Origin of the sequence: Isoalcanivorax indicus (genome assembly GCF_003259185.1) — a bacterium.
In the GTDB taxonomy this organism is placed as follows: Bacteria; Pseudomonadota; Gammaproteobacteria; order Pseudomonadales; family Alcanivoracaceae; genus Isoalcanivorax; species Isoalcanivorax indicus.
Genome location: NZ_QGMP01000001.1, coordinates 485403 through 502892, shown reverse-complemented (window position 1 = coordinate 502892; position 17490 = coordinate 485403). Strand labels below are relative to the sequence as shown.

Here is a 17490-nt window from a genome sequence, read left to right as displayed (position 1 = left end):
GTCCGCAGACCCCTTCATATGACAGGCAGGACAGACGTCAGAACTCGGGATAAATACCGTATTCCCAGCACACGTCGGGAAAGTCGTCGATATCGTCGTACTCGTTGAAACAACCCGCCGCAACCAGGTCCTCGACGCCCATTTCCGCCCCGGCGGACTGCGGCAACCGTTCCAGCAGTTCTTCCGCCGTCACCGGCTCACCATTGAGTTCCCCCAACCCTTCTTTCAGGGTCAGGGTCATGCTGAACTGGCCTGCTTCCTCGCGCAGCACACCGGCCTCGACCAGAGCATGTGCCATCTCCTGCATCTCTTCCGGCAGGACCTCGGCCAGTATCAAAGACAGATTCAGGCCAAACAGCTGCATCAACGCCCGCTCGCTCAACAGGGTCTCGAACTGCTCCAGAGCCGGGTTCTCGCCATTGATGCCCTGGTAATCCAGTGTGCCGGTCAGCCCCAGCAAGCGGGTATCCCCCTGATCCAGCAGGCTCTCCAGATGCAACGCCGTACGGCCAGGCTGCGGCAGTCGCTCCACCAGCAGACGCATCCGTTCCTGAGTAAGGCGCTCCATATCAGCCAGCAGGGCTTCGAAGTCCAGTGCCGGCGCCGCCTCATCCATGGCCTCGCCGAAACTGCCAAACACCGCCATCATCATGTCGGTCTGCAGCGCCTCCAGTTCGTTGCTGATGGCCTGCAAACGCACCAGGGCATTCGTATCAAGCCCCTCCACACGAATGCGGGTGTAAGCCGCATCCATCGGCAACAGGTCGTTCGCGGAACTGACAATATTGTCGAGCCACAGACGCATTTCGGCCGCCAGCAGATTGCCATGGCGCTCGCTGCTGCCTTCAAACACCAGGTCAAACCCGACCTCTCTGTCTTCCTGCCCCCAGTCCCTGGCCGCGGCAAAGGCCTCGACACCCTCGACATGCAGCGTCGCAGTCAGCAGCGGCAACAGCCCCTCGATCATGTCCGTCACCGTCACCAGCAGATCCAGTGACTCGATCCGCAACGCCATGCTGTCGGTTTCCAGCGCGAAGTCATCAATCAACAGCTGGGTACGGCCCACCTCTTTCGCCAGGTCTTCATAGTCCAGCCAGACCACCAGGCTCCCCAACCTGAGGCTGCCGAGATCACCGGTTGCATCCAGGGAGGGCACCATCACCCGGCCACGCAGGCTGCGATCGAACCCCCACCAGGATTCACCGGTCAGGGGCGAGGCTCCCTTGGTGTACTCGGCAATCACGCTGCGCACGTCCTCGGGCAGCGCCTGGATATCCAGCTCGCCACGACTGTAGCCCAACCCGAGCCAAGGACCGGAAGAGGTCCACAGTAAGGGCCCGTGCAGCACGCGGGTCTCGTCACAGAGCATGTCGGAAAAGTCGTGCAGCACGATCAGCGTCGGATCGAACTGCAGGCAGCTGCGCACCTGTGATGAAAAAACAGAGCGACGATAGTCGACGATCTCGAAACGCAGACTGTCATAGCCCGGAACCAGCTCCTGCCCGGCCAGCCATTCGCGATAGGCGGCCTCAACCCGCGCGCCGATCAGCCAACTGCTGCCCACCCAGGCAAGCGCCAGGACCACGATCCCCACCAGCACTTTCTTCATTGTTTCCCCCAAACCTTTTTTTAGAAGCTCGACAATATAGCCGCCTCCGGGACGCAAGGCTGTAAGCGATTTCCTACACGCATAAAAAAACCCGCCAGAAGGCGGGTTTTCGGGAGCGGGCACACAGGATGTGCCCGCAAGAGGTCAGCTATCAGAACGCGAAGTGCGCTTCATCCAGCTCCATCAGGCAGTCGAGACCACCCTCGATGGCGCCCTTGTGCCCGGCAGTACGCGGCAGAATGCGCTTGAAGTAGAAACGCGCCGTCGCCAGCTTGGCCTTGTAGAAATCTTCCTCGGCCGTCCCTGCAGCGAGTTTCTCCTGCGCGGTCTGTGCCATGGCGGCCCACAGATAACCCAGCGTCACATAGCCCGCGTACATCAGGTAATCCACGGAGGCAGCACCGACATTCTCGATGTTCTGCATGGCCTGAGCACCCAAGGCCATGGTCATGTCGCCCCACTCCTTGTTCAGGCGTGCCAGCGGCTCGACAAATTCCTTCAGCTCGGCGTTATCCGCCTGGGCTTCACAGAACTTGTGGATGACCTTGGTCCAGTTGCGCAGTGCGGCACCCTGGGTCTGCAGCACTTTACGGCCCAGCAGGTCGAGCGCCTGGATACCGGTGGTGCCTTCGTACAGGGTGGAGATCCGCGCGTCACGCACGTTCTGCTCCATGCCCCACTCACGAATGAAGCCGTGACCACCGTAAATCTGCACGCCGTGGTTGGCCGCTTCCAGACCGACTTCGGTCAGGAACGCCTTGGCGATCGGAGTCAGCAGGGCCATCAGGTCGTCGGCCTGCTTGCGGTCTTCTTCGGTCTTGCCCAGGTTGACAATGTCACCCAGCACGGCGGTGTAATACACCAGCGCACGACCGCCTTCAGCAAAGGCCTTCATGGTCATCAGCATGCGGCGCACGTCCGGATGCACGATGATCGGGTCGGCCGGGCCGTCCGGATTTTTCGGGCCGGACAGGGCACGCATCGCCAGACGCTCACGGGCATAGGTCAGGCCGCCCTGGAAGCCCAGCTCAGCGTGGGCAACACCCTGGATGGCGGTGCCCAGGCGGGCGAAGTTCATGAAGGTGAACATGCAGTTCAGGCCCTTGTTTTCCGGGCCAATCAGGTAGCCGGTGGCGCCATCGAAGTTCATGACGCAGGTAGCAGAAGCCTTGATGCCCATCTTGTGCTCGATGGAGCCACAGACCACGCCATTTCGCTCACCCTGGCTGCCGTCACCGTTGACCAGGAACTTCGGCACGATGAACAGCGAAATCCCCTTGGTGCCCGCCGGGGCATCCGGCAGGCGTGCCAGCACGATGTGGACGATGTTGTCGGCCATGTCATGCTCGCCAGCGGAGATGAAGATCTTGGTGCCGGTCAGCTTGTAGCTGCCATCTGCCTGCGGCTCGGCCTTGGTCTTCAGGGTGCCCAGGTCAGACCCGCAATGCGGCTCGGTCAGACACATGGTGCCGGTCCACTCGCCGCTGATCAGTTTCGGCAGGTAGGTGCTTTTCTGCTCCGGGGTGCCGTGCTCTTCGATCGTGGCGACGGCGCCGTGGGACAGGCCCGGGTACATGCTCCAGGACCAGTTGGCGGTACCGGTCATTTCGGAAATGGCAATGCCCGCAGACGTCGGCAGACCCTGGCCGCCGTACTCGACGTCGCCGCCCATGGCCGGCCAGCCACCTTCAACATACTTCTTGTAGGCTTCCTTGAAGCCTTTCGGCGTGGTCACGACGCCATTGTCGAAGTGACATCCTTCCTCGTCACCGGAACGGTTCAGCGGCGACAGTTCATTGGCGGCAAACTTGGCGCCTTCTTCCAGAAACGCGTCAATCAGCTCGCCGTTGACCTCATCCAGGCCCAGCGCGGCATAGTGGTCATCCAGCTTCAGCAGCTCATGCAGAACGAAGCGCATATCGCGCACGGGGGCTTTGTAATCCGGCATCTCGACCTCCGAGAAATTCTCTTTGCAAATCGATTCAGTGGCTGGTCCGCCTGCAAGGCGGCACGCGTATAAAAAACGACCAGTCCGTGGTGGGGCACAATGGTAGCGCCGTGCCCTGCTTGCTCCCACCAGTATTTGTGACCCGGCAGTCAAACAAGCGTTTGAAACCAACGTTTACCCGGTAACTGGCGTATACTTCCCGCACCACGGTGAACAGCCGGTGACGAGCCGGCCCTGAAGGACCTGACTATGCTGGACAGAGAACTGCTCGATATTCTGGTGTGCCCGGTCAGCAAGACCCCTCTGCTCTGGATCGAAACCACCTGTGAGCTTCAATGCAAGGCCAGCGGCCTGGCTTACCCGGTGCGTGATGGCATCCCCGTTTTGCTGGAAGAAGAAGCCCGAACCCTGAGTGACGAGGAACTGCGTAAGCTCTGAGGCTCGCGAATCCACCCTGCAAACGCCCTGCGACACGGAGTTGCCATGTACCTGCCCCGCCTGCTGCCGACTCTGGCTCTTGCCGTGAGCCTGATCCTGCCACTGGCCAGCCATGCCCAGATCCTGCTGGCCCCTGCCCCGGACGACCAGGACGACGCCCCGGCAGCACGTACCACCCGGGGCGGTGACCTGCAGGCTTGCCTGGCGCGCGCACTGCGCGACGCCCCGGCGGAGATGACCGCCAGTGAGGTGCGGGCCTGGTGTGAAAACGGGGGCCCGGACAACCGCCAGCGCAATGTCGATGCCTTGCGCGCGCGTCTGGCCCTGGAGGAATCCTCCCAGTTCAATCCCTTTGTGATGACGCCGCACCGGCGCAACTACATCATGCCGGCCAGTTACTGGTCCAACCCGGAATGGAATGACCCGGACAAGAGCGATGACAATCTGGATTCGCTGGAAGTGAAGTTCCAGTTGTCCATCAAGGTGCCCCTGGCCACCGAGGTGTTCAACTTCTACAACGTCTATTTTGCCTATACCCAGACCAGCTTCTTCCAGGCCTACAACAAGGAACAGTCGCGCCCCTTCCGGGAAACCAACTATGCCCCGGAGCTCTTTGTGTCTCGCGCCGTGGATTGGCAGCTGGGCCCGCTGGACTCGGAACTGATCGCCTTCGGCTTCATCCACCAGTCCAATGGCCGCGACGTGCCGACGTCGCGTGGCTGGGACCGCCTTTTCGCCAGCTACGTTGCGCGCTCGGGCGAATTCTACATGGGCCTGCGTACCTGGTACCGGCTGCCAGAGAGCAGCAAGCCCGCCCCGGACTCGCCACGCGGTGACGACAACCCCGACATCGAGAAGTACATGGGTAATTTCGATCTGACCATTGCCCGCCCGTTTGGCAATCAGGTGGCCGAAATCATGGTGCGCAACAATCTGCGCCGGGGGGACAACAAGGGCGCTGTGCAGCTGGATTACACCTTCCCGCTGACCAGCCGCTTCAAGGGCATCTTCCAGGTGTTCAGCGGTTACGGCGACTCACTGATCAACTATGACGACTACCAGAACCGGGTGAGTCTGGGGATTCTGCTGACCGACACCCTGTAGCCCGCTTCACGCCTTTTTCGCCAGCCCGCGCGCACGCTTGCCCTACTGGACAGCGACACGGGCATAGCGATGACTTCCTCTGCGGGCAGACCTGCCCCGGCACACCAGATCGTACTGGTTCAGGGGGCCAGCCGAGGCATAGGCCTGGCCCTGGCTGCGCGCTTGTTGCAGGTCAAGACCGTGGCGCACGTATACGCCACCAGCCGGCAACCGGAGCGCAGCGAAGCACTCGCGGCCCTGACAAACCAGCACCCGGGTAAACTGACCTGTTTGCCACTGGACGTGACCCGCGAAGACGACGTGGCCCGGGCGGCCAACGAGGTGCGCAGCCAGCACGCCGCCCTGCACGGCCTGATCAACTGCGCCGGTCTGCTGCACGAGCCCGCCTTGCGCCTGCGCCCGGAGAAGCGCGTGGAGCAGCTCAGCAGCGCGGCGCTGGAGGCCGTATTTCGCGTCAACACCTTCGGCCCGATGCTGATGGCCCGACACTTCGCCCCGCTGCTGATGCATGACCAGGCGGCGGTGTTCGCCAGCGTGTCCGCCCGCGTGGGCAGCATCAGCGACAATCATATGGGCGGCTGGTACACCTACCGGGCCAGCAAGGCCGCACTGAACCAGTTCACGCGCACCTTTGCGATCGAGATGCGCCGCCGCGCGCCGCAACTGGTGGTCCTGGCGTTACATCCGGGCACCACCAATACCAGGCTGTCACGTCCCTTCCAGAAAAACGTGCCGGAAGACAAGCTGTTCGAGCCCGACTTCGTCGCCGAACGCCTGCTGCGGCACATGATGACGGCAACCCCCCGGGACTCGGGCCGGTTCATGGCCTGGGACGGCCAGGACATCCCATGGTGATGCGCCGCAAGGGCGACCTGCCCACACGCACCTGCGCGGTATGTGGCAAGCCCTTTACCTGGCGCCGCAAATGGGCCGCCGTCTGGGACGAGGTGCGCTACTGCTCCGAGCGCTGCCGCCGCAACCGAAGAGGCAGCCCCTCATGACCACACTGCTGTGGTTCCGTCAGGATCTGCGCCTGGATGATCATCCGGCGCTGTGGCGGGCGTGTGCAGACGGCCCGGTGATTCCGGTGTATTGCCTGACGCCTGTGACCGATACCGGACCGCTGTACGACACAGGCGTATCGCTGGCACGGTGCGGAGCACACCGGCGCCGCTTTCTGCTTGAAGCACTGCATGATCTTCGCTCGGCTTTGCGCGCCTGCGGCAGCGACCTGGTTGTGGTGAACGAGCCCCCGGAACAGGCCTTGCCGCGTCTGGCCGACGCGACCGGCGCCCGGCGCCTGGTCACCACACAGCAACCCGGCACAGAAGAAGCGGCGCAGGTCGAAGCCGTGCGTCAGGCGATGGGCCATCTGCCTGTCGATGAGGTGGAAAACGACGGCCTGTTCCGACGCGCCCAGTTACCGTTTCCTCTGGCGCGCTTGCCGGGCACCTTTACCCGTTTTCGCAAAAGCGTCGAAGAAAACGTCGACATGGACCCGCCACTGCTGGCGCCCGAAAAGCTGCCGCCGATTCCGGCCACAGCCAGCGCTTTCGATCAGGGATTACCCGAACGGCCCACCGCAGACCTTGATCCGCGCGCTGCCTTCCACTTTCAGGGCGGCGAACAGGCCGGGCGCGCTCGCTTGCGGCATTATTTATGGGACAGTGAAGCCCTCCGTGATTACAAGCAGACCCGCAATGGCCTGCTGGGCGCGGATTACTCTTCGAAGCTTTCCCCCTGGCTGGCACTGGGCTGCCTGTCACCCCGGCGCCTGGTCAGCGAAGTACGGCGCTTCGAGCGCGAAGTGATCGCCAACGACAGCACCTACTGGCTGATTTTCGAGGTGCTCTGGCGCGAATACTTTCGCTGGGTCGCCGGGCGGTCCGGGACGCGCCTGTTTGGGTTCAATGGCATCAGCGAGCGGCGCCTTCCTGAGCCGCCCTTCAACGCCGAGCGCTTCCAGCGCTGGTGCGAGGGGCGCACCGGCCTGCCGTTCGTCGATGCCAACATGCATGAGCTCAACGCCACCGGCTTCATGTCCAACCGGGGCCGACAGAACGTGGCCAGCTTTCTGATTCATGATCTGGCGATGGACTGGCGTCTGGGCGCCGCCTGGTTTGAACAGCAACTGATCGACTATGACGTCGCCAGCAACTGGGGCAACTGGGCCTATATCGCTGGCGCGGGCACCGATCCTCGCCAGGGCCGCTGGTTCAATGTGCTGAACCAGGCCCAGCGATATGACCCGCAGGGCGACTATGTCTGTCACTGGATACCGGAACTCGAAACGCTTGAGGCAAGCCATCGCCACACCCCGTTCCTGTTACCCACACACCAGCGAACGGCACTGGGCCTGCCAGATCTGGTCATCCCGCCGCCGCGCGGCTGGCACAATGATCTGAACACCCGGCCGCAGCAGCGCAAGGCCTGAACCGTGCAAGTGGTCTGGTTCAAGCGCGACCTCAGGGTGCATGATCACGCGCCCCTGTGTGCTGCCGCCAGGGCGGGGGCACTGGTGCCCCTTTATGTGGTCGAGCCGCAAGCCTGGCAGCAACCGGATTCAGCCTTGCGCCACTGGCAGTTTGTGCGCGACAGCCTGCTGGATCTGGACCGGGCCCTGCGTCAACGCGGGGCGCCCTTGTACGTGGCGCGGGGCGACATACTGACAGTGCTCGACACACTGCGTCGGCGCCACGGCATCACGGCCCTCCATGCCCATGAAGAAACCGGAAACCACTGGAGCTTCCAGCGCGATATCGCCGTGCGGGCCTGGTGCGCGCAGCACACGATTCCCTTCCATGAATACCCCGCCAATGCCGTGGTCCGCCGTCTGCGGCATCGCGATCACTGGGCGCGGCACTGGCAAACCCGGATGGCGTCTACCCCTTTGCCCGCACCGTCATCGCTATATCCTGCATTACCCGCCCCGCCGCCGGCGGCCCGGCAGTTACCGGAAAATCTGGGCTTCGATCAGCGCCCCTGCCCGGGTCGTCAGCCCGGCGGGCGCACACACGCCCTGGCGTTGCTCACCAGTTTTTTTGCGCAACGCGGGCAGCGATACCGTGTTGCGATGTCCAGCCCGCGCACCGCACCGCTGGCCTGCAGTCGTCTGTCGCCCCATCTGGCCCATGGCACCGTGTCCATACGCGAGGTCCTGCATGCGCTTGCAGAAGCGCAGGCCGACCCGGCCCACAGCACCACACACTGGCAACAATCGCTGCGAAGTTTTGAAAGCCGGCTGCACTGGCACTGCCACTTTATCCAGAAGCTGGAGGATCAACCGGACATGGAATGGCGTAACCTGCATCCCGGTTACGATGGCATGCGCGAGGATGATGTCGACCGCGCACGATTTGCTGCCTGGGCAGAAGGCTGCACCGGCATTCCGTTCATTGATGCCTGCATGCGCATGCTGCATCACGACGGCTGGATCAACTTCCGCATGCGCGCCATGCTGGTGGCCTTCGCCAGCTATCATCTGTGGTTGCACTGGCGCGAACCGGCCTTGCATCTGGCGCGACTGTTCACAGACTACGAGCCCGGCATTCATTACCCGCAGATCCAGATGCAGGCCGGCACCACCGGCATTCATGCCTTGCGCCTGTACAACCCGGTGAAGCAGTCGCGCGATCAGGACCCCGAAGGCGATTTCATCCGTCGCTGGCTTCCCGAGCTGGCCGCGATCCCCGGCGACTGGATTCATTGCCCGTGGTCCATGCCGCGATCCTTGCAGCAGCGCGCGGGGGTCGTGATCGGACATGATTATCCGGCGCCGGTGGTGGACCCGGACAGCGCGGCCCGGGCGGCACGACAAGCGGTGCTGGCTCATCGCACCGCCCACGACCCGGAAACCCTGAAACGTACCGAGGCCGCCATCGTTCAGCGCCATGCCAGTCGCCGCCGCACTCCCGGTCGCCCGCGATCATCTGCGGGGGCCAATAGCCGCCAACTGAGCATGGACCTTGATCCGGGCGACTGAACCGCTCGCCAGCGACGCGGTCCTATCGTTCAATCCCGCTGCAATCCCGCCTCTACCTGTCTGCCCGGAGATCGCCATGCACGTCATGCACCGCCGACGCCTCTATCCGTTTGTGCTGCTGGTCGGCATCCTGCTCACCACTGCCTGCACCGGCCTGCGTCGCGACACGCTACCTCCGGAAGTCTCCGTTGCCGACATTGCTCTGGTCGGCGTCACGATGTTCGAACAGGAATGGGAGCTCACGTTGCGCACCCGCAATCCGAATGACCATGCCTTGAACCTGCGCACGCTGGATTATCAGATCATGGTGGAAGACCGGCCCTTCGCGCGGGGGCTGAGCAACGAGGCCGTCTCTCTGCCCGCCATGGGCGATGCCCTGGTCAAGACCCGGATCACCACCAGCCTGTTCGACACCTTGCGCCAGTTCCAGGCCATGGATTACACGCCGGGCAAGCCCGTGCGTTATCGCATCAGCGGCAACGCCCGGGTGGGCAATGTCCCGTTCGCGCTGCCGTTCGATCGCCGGGGCGAATTCGTGATGCCGGCCTTGTAGTGATGATCAGCGAGTCATGATCAACGGGGCAGCCCTTCGCCCAATACCGCCTGCAGGCGGACATGCTCCGGACCCGGCTCTTCAGCATAGATGACCGGCAGGGTCACACGATGCACCGCCTTGACCCTGTCCGCCATCGGCACCCAGACGATGTGACTGCCTGCGTACTCCCCCGATCCCGAACTCACCGGCATCGCACTGTCGGGCTGGCGGGCAACATCGGCAACCACCTCGTGCCTGACCTCACCGACAAGCATGTAGCCATAACCCAACTGGCTTCCCAGCTCTGCCGCCCGATAACGGGCCCACTGCTCCAGTCGGTCACGCTCGCGGCCACGCCAGCTTTCGTATGACACTTCAAAGTGATCGGTGCTGACCTGCACCTCCCGATAGCCACGGGGTTCCTGCCCGTCAGCCGCCCGATAGGCACTCTGGCAGCCCGCCAGCATCATCATGCCCGCCAGCGCGCACAGTGCGCCCGTCATACCTCGTGGTTTCAACATGCATCCCTTCCTGTCAAAGCATCCGCAAAGCAGCATGATAGCGCAGGTCAGCGCTCACCTCGTCCCCAGCGTCCGGGGGTGGTACCGGTCCAGCGGCGAAAGGCATGGATAAAACTGGCGGCTTCGGTGTAGCCCAGCCGCTCCGCCACCTGCTCGACACTGAGCATGCCCCCGGCGAGCCATTCCTGCGCCAGGGTCTGACGCACCTCATCCTGCAAGCCACGGAACGCTGCCGCTTCGTCAGCCAGACGGCGACGCAAGGTGCGCGACGTCATGTTCAGCCGCGCGGCCACCTGCTCCATATCCGGCATACACGACGGCTCCGCCAGCAACAGGCTGCGGACCTGGCCGGCCACGCCCTCATTGGCCTGCCGGCGCTGCAACAATGTCTGGCACTGCACTTCACACAGGCGTCGGGTATGGTCGTTGGCCTGCGGCAGGGACGTATCCAGCAAGGCGGCATCGAAACCCACGTAATTGTGCGTGGCGCCGAACAGCGGCCGCACACCGAAGTGCGCCTCATGGGCGGTCAGATCCGGCGGCGCCGCATGGCGGAAACCCACAGTGCGGCGCGACGGCTCGACGCCGAACAACTCACGCTGCAACAGGGCAACGGCGGCCATATCCCTCTCGACCAGAAACGGTTGCAACGCGGCAGGCAAATGGTCTACATGGAAATACAGGCGTGCGTGACCGCCCTCTTCCTCCAGCGTCACCCGGGCAAAGGCAAACGTCAGATCCAGGTAGCGGATGCCCAGCTCCGTGGCACTGCGCAGTGTCGGGCTGCTGACCAGCGCAAAGCCCCATATCCCGTAGCTGGTCAGGTGGTAACGCTGCCCGGCCAGCACCCCCAGGCCCGGCACCTCACCGGCCGCCGCCAGCAGATTGGCGATCACCTTCATCTCCTGCGCGGCACTGACCTCCGCCTGCGGGTCTTCCAGCTCGGCGGCCCCCACCCCGCTGCCCGCCAGGCAACGGGCCTGCGGCACCCCGAATTCCTCACCCAGGGCGCAAAGCAGGCGAATACTGACCGTACTGCGGCGATTGCCGGTGAGCGCGGCCGAGGGTGTGAGCATCATGGCGTCACCGATCCTGTCCGAAAATATCAATCTAATGTCCTGTCGCCCTATAAACAAGCCTGCGCCCTCTAGGTAGCATGCAGACAGAACAGGGAGCATCACACCATGACAACGCATTACAACACGGTGATTATCGGCAGCGGCTTTGGCGGACTGGGGATGGCCATCGAGCTCAAGGCCCGCGGCGAGCAGTCGTTACTGGTTCTGGAGAAGGCCGACGACGTCGGTGGCACCTGGCGCGATAACCGCTATCCGGGGGCGGCCTGCGATGTGCCGTCGCACCTGTACTCGTTTTCGTTCGAGCCTCGTCATGACTGGCCGCGCCGCTTCGCTGCCCAGCCGGACATTTTCGCTTACCTGCGTCACTGCGCGGACAAGTACCGGGTACGACCGCACATTCGCTTCAACACGGAGGTGACCGGGGCGCGGTTTGATGACCGTCTGAAGCAATGGCATGTCACGGCCGCCGACGGCGCCGTGTTCACGGCCCGATTTCTGGTCACCGCGACCGGGCAGCTGAACCGCCCGCAGTGGCTGCATATCGAGGGCGCCGACCGCTTCGAGGGCGAGCGCTTCCATTCGGCCCGCTGGCGTCATGATCTGGATCTGCGCGGCAAGAAGGTGGCCGTGGTCGGCACCGGCGCCAGTGCCATCCAGTTCGTACCGCAAATCGCGCCGCAGGTGGCACAACTCACGCTGTTCCAGCGCTCAGCGCCCTGGGTGATCGCCAAACCGGATCGCGCCTACAGCGGCCTGTCGCGCGCACTGATGGCGCGCATGCCGTGGCTGCATACGCTGGACCGGGCGCGCATCTACGCGTTGCTGGAGAGCCGTGTGCTCGGCTTTACCCGGTTGCAGCAGATCCTGAAGCCCTATGAATGGCTGGCCAAACGGCATATGTACCGGCACATCAAGGACCCTGCCCTGCGCGCGGCCCTGACACCGGATTATCCGATTGGCTGCAAACGCATCCTGATCTCCAATGATTATTATCCGGCGCTGGCCCGCGACAATGTGCAGGTCGTGACCTCCCCGCTGGAACGTTTCGAGCGCCGGGGCCTGCGCACCGCCGATGGCACACACCATGAGGCCGACGTGGTGATCTACGGCACCGGTTTTCAGGCCACCGACTTTCTGGCCCCCATGCAGATCACCGGCCGCGATGGCCAGGACCTGAACACCGCCTGGCGTGACGGAGCCGAAGCCTATCTGGGTATCACCGTACACGGCTTCCCCAACCTGTTCATGCTCTACGGGCCCAACACGAATCTGGGCCACAGCTCGATCGTCTACATGCTGGAAAGCCAGATCCGCCACGTGCTGGCCTGCATGCACGAGGCCAAGGAACAGGATGCTGCCGCGATTGAAGTGCGGCATGATGTGCAGGCTACGTTCAACCGTCGACTGCAAGAGCAGTTGCAGCACACCGTCTGGGGGCGCGGCTGCACCAGCTGGTACAAGACCGCCAGCGGCAAGAACACCAATAACTGGCCGGGGTTTACCTTCAACTACCGGCAGCTGACCCGGAACGTGAACCGCGATGACTATCAGTTTTCCTGAAATTCCCGCGCGCCGTAGCCAACAGCTGTTGGCCAGCGTCCTGCGCACCAGCCTGAAGCTGCTGGTAAAGCCCCTGTTCAATGGCCGCACACCGGTGCCGGTGATGCGCACCGGGTTGCGCGCGGTGGCCGCCACAACCTTGCCTGCACGTGGCGTCCACCGTGACAGTGTCAGCCTCGGCGGCGTAACGGCAGAACGTTGGCGACCCGCCAGCGGCGCCTCCGAGGCCGTTGTGTTGTATCTGCACGGCGGCGCCTACTGCGTGGGCAGCCCCGCCACCCATCGCAGCCTGACCAGCCATCTGAGTCGCGCCAGCGGGGCAACGGTGCTGGTGGTCGACTACCGCCTGGCACCGGAGCATCCCTGCCCTGCCGCCCTGGACGACGCCCTCAGCGCTTACCAGGCACTGCTGGAAGAAGGCGTGATGCCGGACCAGATCATCATTGCCGGTGACTCCGCCGGCGGTGGCCTGACCCTGGCCACAGCGCTGGCGCTGCGTGATGCGGGCCAGCCCGCACCCGCCGGGCTGATTATGCTGTCACCCTGGGTGGACCTCACCCATCCCCGGGCCGGCACCCCCGTATCGGGCGAAGCCATGCTCCAGTGGGCCGCCCTGGAGAAAGCGGCAGAGCTGTATTGCGCTGACCAGCGCCGCGACGTGCGCGCCTCGCCACTGCACGGCACGCTGCATGCCCTGCCGTCATCACTGATCATCACCGGCACAGACGAAATCCTGCTGGGCGATTCCGAGGCACTGGAGGCGGCACTGGACGCAGCGGGCGGTCAGGTCGACCTGTTGCTGTACACCGGTATGTGGCATGTCTTCCCCGCCCACGCCGGGGTGCTCGATACCGCCGACCACGCCATTTTGCAAATGGCCGACTTCATTCGCACAAAGGCAAACCTGTGAACCACACCATCCTGATTACCGGCGCCGCTTCAGGCATCGGCGCCGCCACAGCGCGGCTGTTCCATCAACGGGGCTGGCAGGTCGGGCTGCTGGACATCAGCGCCGATGCCCTCGCCACCCTGGCGTCAGAACTCGGCAATGCCTGGCATCAGCCGCTGGATGTGCGTGATGCCGAAGCCGCGCAACAGGCGGTCAACGATTTCGCCCACAGCGCCGGGGGACTGCGCGTCCTGTTCAATTGTGCGGGGGTGCTGCAGGTCGGGCACTTTGAAGACATCAGCGCTGCCGCGCATGCGCGCATCATCGGCATCAATGTCCAGGGCGTCATCAACATGACGCTGGCCGCCCTGCCCTGGCTGCAAGGGGCCCGGGAGCCGCTGGTCATCAACATGAGTTCGGCCTCGGCGCTATACGGCGTACCGCATCTGGCCAGCTATTCCGCTTCCAAGTTTGCAGTACGCGGTCTGACCGAAGCGCTGGATATCGAGTGGCGCCGCCATGGCATCCGTGTTTGCGACCTGATGCCGCCGTTCGTCAATACCCCGATGGTCCGCGATCAGCCCTTCCGCGCCCCGGTGGTCGACAGGCTGGGTGTGCACCTGAGTGCGGAAGATATCGCTGAAGCGGCCTGGAAGGCCCTGAAGAAGCCGGCCGTTCATCACCCCATCGGGCTGCAGTTCGCCGGCACCATGCTGCTGGAAAAACTGGCGCCGCGTGCGTTTACGCGGCGCCTGATGAGTTTCCTGAGCCGCTAGCGGAGCAGGCGTCGCTAGCGGGGAAGGTCAGGGGTTCGCGCGGTTCCCCACGGCCTGCTGCTGACGCCGGCCCTCCGGCGTCTGCCGGTAGCGCTCCTCTTCCAGCCGGCGCTTGACCGTTTCCCGTGAGCAATCCGCGATGTTGCTCTGTTCGCACTCACGGATGCGCTGTTCAAGCAACGCGGCCTCGTCACGCGCCGCCTCCTGCTCCCGGGCCACGCTCTCGTCTACCTGCTGTGGCCGTTCCAGATCTCGCCGGGAACGCTGCTCCGACGCAGAACGGGCCCGCTCGGAGGCCTGGCGACCCTCGAAACGATTACCCTGGGGCAATTCGACGCGCTCACCACCTTCGCCCGGCTGATCGGAGAAATAGACCCGGCCATCCGCGTCCACATGGCGAAACATGGCGCCACGCTCCGGCAACGCCTCGGCCTGCTCATCGGCCCCGGCGAACACGGGCGACGCCCAGCCCAATGCCAGCAGCAATACTGCCGACAGCCCATAACGGCACATCATGTCACGCTTCATGCCCACCACCTCCGTCGTCAGCCCGGCGGCCAGCTGAACGACCGCCCACCCAGCACATGTACATGCAGATGGAAGACGGTCTGGCTGGCCCCGGCGCCGTTGTTCACGTTGAGACGAAAATCCGTCAGCCCCTCGTCAGCGGCCACCTGGCTCGCCACCAGCAGCAGATGCCCGAGCAGCGTCTGGTCTTCCGAAGTCGCGTCCGACAGTTTGGGAATCGGCTTCTTCGGGATCACCAGGAAGTGTGTCGGCGCCTGCGGGTTGATATCGCGGAACGCCAGACACTCGTCATCCTCGAAAATAATGTCCGCCGGAATCTCCCGGGCTATGATCTTCGAAAAAATCGTCTCGCTCATACCTGCTCCATCTGTTGCATTTGACCCCGGAACCCCCGGAAAGCTCCGCGACACACGTCGCGCCCTGTTCACCCAAGCGGCCCATTCCTGCCGCCAACGTGCGCCCGTTCACATCTGGACCGGGCACCGCCGGACATTCGCTCAACGGCAGGGTGAGCATCCGCGCCGCAACTGTCATAATGGCGCCGCCGACGGCAACACATGACAATCATAGCAGGCAACCATGGCCACTCTCTTCGTTGACAACCTCACAGTGCTGGACTTCTCCTATCTGCATGCCAAGCGCGGCATGGTCGGCGAATCCTGGATCGTCGATCTCGAACTGACCGGCGACCTGGACGATATGGGCATGGTGCTTGATTTCGGCCGCATCAAGAAGGCCGTCAAACAGGCCCTGGACGAAGAAGTGGACCACAAGCTTGTGGTGCCCGACGACAGCGACTGCCTCAGCCGGCTACCCGCCGAAGGCAGCGTCAACCTGGACTGGGCTTACCAGGGCGGCGTCATCCGCATGAAAGCACCGACCTGTTCCACGGTCTTCATCCCCGGCACCGAGGTGACCAAGAGCAGCGTCACCCTCTACCTGATGGAAGTGCTGTACCGCATTCTGCCTGCGAACGTGAGTGAGCTGGTGCTCACTTTGCGTGAGGAGGACACCGGGACATTCCCCTCCTACCACTATTCCCACGGCCTGAAAAAGCACGATGGCAACTGCCAGCGCATCGCCCACGGCCACCGCTCACGTATCGAGATTTTCGAGAACGGTCGCCGCAGCCGGTACTGGGAGAAACTCTGGGCCGACCGCTGGGAAGACATCTACATCGGCTCGGAGGAGGACCTGGAGGGCACCTACTTCATCGACGAGGTGCCGCACCATCGCTTCCGCTATGAAGCCCCGCAGGGCCTGTTCGAACTGGTGATCCCCGAGGATCACTGTTACCTGATTCCCACCGACTCCACCGTGGAATACCTGGCCGCGCACATTGCCGCCGAACTGGCTGACGAAGCGCTCGGCAAGCACTTCCGTGTACGGGCCTTCGAAGGGGTCGGCAAGGGCGCTCTGGCCGAAGCCGGTACCATGCGTGCCTGATCAGGGCTCCTCGCGCAGAATGGTTTCCGCCTCTTCCTGAATCAACCGGCGCAACCAGCGATGCGCCGGGTTATGGTGCAGCAGCGGCGACCAGGCCATTTTCAGCTCAAAGCGCGGGATCACGAACGGCGGGTCCTTGATGGCCAGGCGCGGGTTCTGCGTCTGCATCCGCGCCACCCGGCTGGGCAACGTGGCCACCAGATCATTGTTCATCGCCAGCAAGGCGGGCATCTGGTAGTGCCGCGTAAAAATGGAGATCTTCCGGGTCTTGCCGATGCGCGCCAACGCCTGATCAATCCAGCCCAGCCCGCCCAGCTTCTCCGGATTCATGCCGAACCCGACCCCGAAGCCTGTCTTTGACACCCAGATATGCTGCGCACTCAGATAGCTCTCCAGATTGAAGTCCCGCGCCAGCGGGTTGCTGCGATTCAGCAGGCAGGAGAACGAATCCTTCCACAGGGTGACCTGATGGAACGAACGCGGGATCTCGTTAAAGCGGTTGACCGCCAGGTCCACCCGGCCCTGCTCCATGTCGGCGTAGCTCACATCCGACGGCGTGACGAAGTCCAGCACTACATGGGGCGCATCTTCCCGTAAACGGCGCACCAGGTGCGGCACCAGCGTCGCCTCGGCATAGTCACTGGTCATGATCCGGAATACCCGCCGACTGGCCTCCGGCACAAACGCTTCGTCCGGCGTCAGCATCGCTTCCGTCTGCATCAGGACCTGGCGTACCAGCGGCTGCAGCTCCAGCGCCCGCTCGGTGGGGTTCATTCCCCCCGAGGTCCGGATCAGCAGTGGGTCATTGAACAGCTCCCGCAGCCGCTTGAGCCCATTGCTCATCGCAGGCTGGGAGATACCCAATTGATCAGCAGCCCGGGTCACACTCAGCTCCCTGAGCAAAACATCCAGATATTTCAACAAGTTGAGATCAACGCGACCAATATTCATCAGATCACCATAAACAGATGCAATATCATAGCATCACAGCATAAGCACGATGAATACTGAACCGTGGCCCTGCGCGCAAAGCATGGCCGGCCGGCTCGGCGGATTCGCAGGTGAGAATGCGTCC

General features: G+C 63.4%; 18 protein-coding genes. 11 read left to right on the top strand and 7 right to left on the bottom strand.

All coding sequences use genetic code 11. From position 1 onward, the window contains the following. Positions 1-37: 37 nt before the first annotated feature. Both DKW65_RS02295 and DKW65_RS02290 read right to left on the bottom strand, forming a co-directional pair. Positions 38-1609: a DUF945 family protein gene (locus DKW65_RS02295; protein WP_111655738.1), complete on the bottom strand. Its 1572-nt coding sequence runs from the start codon at positions 1607-1609 to the stop codon at positions 38-40. 151 nt (positions 1610-1760) lie between these two features. Next, the gene (locus DKW65_RS02290) at positions 1761-3557 is read right to left on the bottom strand and encodes an acyl-CoA dehydrogenase C-terminal domain-containing protein (RefSeq protein ID WP_111655737.1); all 1797 of its coding nucleotides are present in this window, start codon (positions 3555-3557) and stop codon (positions 1761-1763) included. 249 nt (positions 3558-3806) lie between these two features. Here DKW65_RS02290 and DKW65_RS02285 point away from each other — a divergent pair, with 249 nt between their 5' ends. From DKW65_RS02285 to DKW65_RS02255, 7 genes are all read left to right on the top strand, one after another. Beyond that, positions 3807-3995 carry a Trm112 family protein gene (locus DKW65_RS02285; protein WP_111655736.1) on the top strand — a complete coding sequence of 63 codons (189 nt, stop codon included), beginning with the start codon at positions 3807-3809 and terminating at the stop codon, positions 3993-3995. Positions 3996-4040: 45 nt separating this feature from the next. Beyond that, positions 4041-5099: a phospholipase A gene (locus tag DKW65_RS02280; protein WP_111655735.1), complete on the top strand. Its 1059-nt coding sequence runs from the start codon at positions 4041-4043 to the stop codon at positions 5097-5099. Positions 5100-5168: 69 nt separating this feature from the next. Next, a complete protein-coding gene (locus tag DKW65_RS02275) occupies positions 5169-5954 on the top strand; it encodes an SDR family NAD(P)-dependent oxidoreductase (protein WP_111655734.1) in 786 nt (261 codons plus the stop codon). Continuing rightward, entirely contained in the window at positions 5948-6100 is a 153-nt protein-coding gene (locus DKW65_RS02270; RefSeq protein ID WP_111655733.1) for a DUF2256 domain-containing protein, read from the top strand. The genes DKW65_RS02275 and DKW65_RS02270 overlap by 7 nt, the downstream gene beginning before the upstream one ends. Beyond that, positions 6097-7533 carry a DASH family cryptochrome gene (locus DKW65_RS02265; protein WP_162925654.1) on the top strand — a complete coding sequence of 479 codons (1437 nt, stop codon included), beginning with the start codon at positions 6097-6099 and terminating at the stop codon, positions 7531-7533. The genes DKW65_RS02270 and DKW65_RS02265 overlap by 4 nt, the downstream gene beginning before the upstream one ends. Before the next feature lie 3 nt (positions 7534-7536). Beyond that, positions 7537-9081 carry an FAD-binding domain-containing protein gene (locus DKW65_RS02260; RefSeq protein ID WP_111655731.1) on the top strand — a complete coding sequence of 515 codons (1545 nt, stop codon included), beginning with the start codon at positions 7537-7539 and terminating at the stop codon, positions 9079-9081. A gap of 76 nt (positions 9082-9157) precedes the next feature. After that, complete coding sequence (locus DKW65_RS02255; RefSeq protein WP_245932378.1) at positions 9158-9634, top strand: LEA/WHy family protein; 477 nt, start codon at positions 9158-9160, stop codon at positions 9632-9634. Positions 9635-9654: 20 nt separating this feature from the next. Here the strand turns inward: DKW65_RS02255 and DKW65_RS02250 are convergent, their stop codons facing one another. Together DKW65_RS02250 and DKW65_RS02245 are read right to left on the bottom strand one after the other, a co-directional pair. Next, a complete protein-coding gene (locus DKW65_RS02250) occupies positions 9655-10137 on the bottom strand; it encodes a CC0125/CC1285 family lipoprotein (protein WP_162925653.1) in 483 nt (160 codons plus the stop codon). Between the two features lie 47 nt (positions 10138-10184). Then, positions 10185-11216: an AraC family transcriptional regulator gene (locus DKW65_RS02245; protein ID WP_245932377.1), complete on the bottom strand. Its 1032-nt coding sequence runs from the start codon at positions 11214-11216 to the stop codon at positions 10185-10187. Between the two features lie 105 nt (positions 11217-11321). Here DKW65_RS02245 and DKW65_RS02240 point away from each other — a divergent pair, with 105 nt between their 5' ends. From DKW65_RS02240 to DKW65_RS02230, 3 genes are read left to right on the top strand one after another with little or no spacing between them, the layout of a single operon-like run. Then, positions 11322-12776, top strand: coding sequence for a flavin-containing monooxygenase (locus DKW65_RS02240; RefSeq protein ID WP_111655729.1), 1455 nt, complete (start codon positions 11322-11324; stop codon positions 12774-12776). Beyond that, a complete protein-coding gene (locus DKW65_RS02235; protein ID WP_111655728.1) occupies positions 12757-13686 on the top strand; it encodes an alpha/beta hydrolase in 930 nt (309 codons plus the stop codon). The genes DKW65_RS02240 and DKW65_RS02235 overlap by 20 nt, the downstream gene beginning before the upstream one ends. Beyond that, a complete protein-coding gene (locus tag DKW65_RS02230) occupies positions 13683-14441 on the top strand; it encodes an SDR family oxidoreductase (RefSeq protein WP_111655727.1) in 759 nt (252 codons plus the stop codon). Before DKW65_RS02235 ends, DKW65_RS02230 begins: the two co-directional genes overlap by 4 nt. Before the next feature lie 27 nt (positions 14442-14468). Here DKW65_RS02230 and DKW65_RS02225 read toward each other — a convergent pair whose 3' ends face one another. After that, positions 14469-14969, bottom strand: a complete 501-nt coding sequence (locus DKW65_RS02225; protein ID WP_111655726.1) for a DUF4124 domain-containing protein — start codon at positions 14967-14969, stop codon at positions 14469-14471. A 17-nt stretch (positions 14970-14986) separates the two neighbouring features. Further along, positions 14987-15325: a histidine triad nucleotide-binding protein gene (locus DKW65_RS02220; protein WP_111655725.1), complete on the bottom strand. Its 339-nt coding sequence runs from the start codon at positions 15323-15325 to the stop codon at positions 14987-14989. A gap of 223 nt (positions 15326-15548) precedes the next feature. Between DKW65_RS02220 and DKW65_RS02215 the strand changes: the two genes are divergently transcribed. After that, on the top strand, positions 15549-16415 hold the full coding sequence (locus DKW65_RS02215; RefSeq protein WP_111655724.1) for a 6-pyruvoyl trahydropterin synthase family protein: 867 nt from the start codon (positions 15549-15551) through the stop codon (positions 16413-16415). Here DKW65_RS02215 and DKW65_RS02210 read toward each other — a convergent pair whose 3' ends face one another. Beyond that, the gene (locus DKW65_RS02210; protein WP_111655723.1) at positions 16416-17366 is read right to left on the bottom strand and encodes a LysR family transcriptional regulator; all 951 of its coding nucleotides are present in this window, start codon (positions 17364-17366) and stop codon (positions 16416-16418) included. Between the last annotated feature and the right edge of the window lie 124 nt (positions 17367-17490).

What these genes read in the sequence shown, in the direction of transcription:
- DKW65_RS02275 (WP_111655734.1), top strand. Translation starts at nt 5,169, where the DNA reads ATGACTTCCTCTGCGGGCAGACCTGCCCCGGCACACCAGATCGTACTG.
- DKW65_RS02290 (WP_111655737.1), bottom strand. Translation starts at nt 3,557, where the DNA reads ATGCCGGATTACAAAGCCCCCGTGCGCGATATGCGCTTCGTTCTGCAT.
- DKW65_RS02295 (WP_111655738.1), bottom strand. Translation starts at nt 1,609, where the DNA reads ATGAAGAAAGTGCTGGTGGGGATCGTGGTCCTGGCGCTTGCCTGGGTG.
- DKW65_RS02245 (WP_245932377.1), bottom strand. Translation starts at nt 11,216, where the DNA reads ATGATGCTCACACCCTCGGCCGCGCTCACCGGCAATCGCCGCAGTACG.
- DKW65_RS02235 (WP_111655728.1), top strand. Translation starts at nt 12,757, where the DNA reads ATGACTATCAGTTTTCCTGAAATTCCCGCGCGCCGTAGCCAACAGCTG.
- DKW65_RS02265 (WP_162925654.1), top strand. Translation starts at nt 6,097, where the DNA reads ATGACCACACTGCTGTGGTTCCGTCAGGATCTGCGCCTGGATGATCAT.
- DKW65_RS02210 (WP_111655723.1), bottom strand. Translation starts at nt 17,366, where the DNA reads ATGAATATTGGTCGCGTTGATCTCAACTTGTTGAAATATCTGGATGTT.
- DKW65_RS02250 (WP_162925653.1), bottom strand. Translation starts at nt 10,137, where the DNA reads ATGTTGAAACCACGAGGTATGACGGGCGCACTGTGCGCGCTGGCGGGC.
- DKW65_RS02255 (WP_245932378.1), top strand. Translation starts at nt 9,158, where the DNA reads ATGCACGTCATGCACCGCCGACGCCTCTATCCGTTTGTGCTGCTGGTC.
- DKW65_RS02285 (WP_111655736.1), top strand. Translation starts at nt 3,807, where the DNA reads ATGCTGGACAGAGAACTGCTCGATATTCTGGTGTGCCCGGTCAGCAAG.
- DKW65_RS02215 (WP_111655724.1), top strand. Translation starts at nt 15,549, where the DNA reads ATGGCCACTCTCTTCGTTGACAACCTCACAGTGCTGGACTTCTCCTAT.
- DKW65_RS02220 (WP_111655725.1), bottom strand. Translation starts at nt 15,325, where the DNA reads ATGAGCGAGACGATTTTTTCGAAGATCATAGCCCGGGAGATTCCGGCG.
- DKW65_RS02270 (WP_111655733.1), top strand. Translation starts at nt 5,948, where the DNA reads ATGGTGATGCGCCGCAAGGGCGACCTGCCCACACGCACCTGCGCGGTA.
- DKW65_RS02240 (WP_111655729.1), top strand. Translation starts at nt 11,322, where the DNA reads ATGACAACGCATTACAACACGGTGATTATCGGCAGCGGCTTTGGCGGA.
- DKW65_RS02280 (WP_111655735.1), top strand. Translation starts at nt 4,041, where the DNA reads ATGTACCTGCCCCGCCTGCTGCCGACTCTGGCTCTTGCCGTGAGCCTG.
- DKW65_RS02225 (WP_111655726.1), bottom strand. Translation starts at nt 14,969, where the DNA reads ATGAAGCGTGACATGATGTGCCGTTATGGGCTGTCGGCAGTATTGCTG.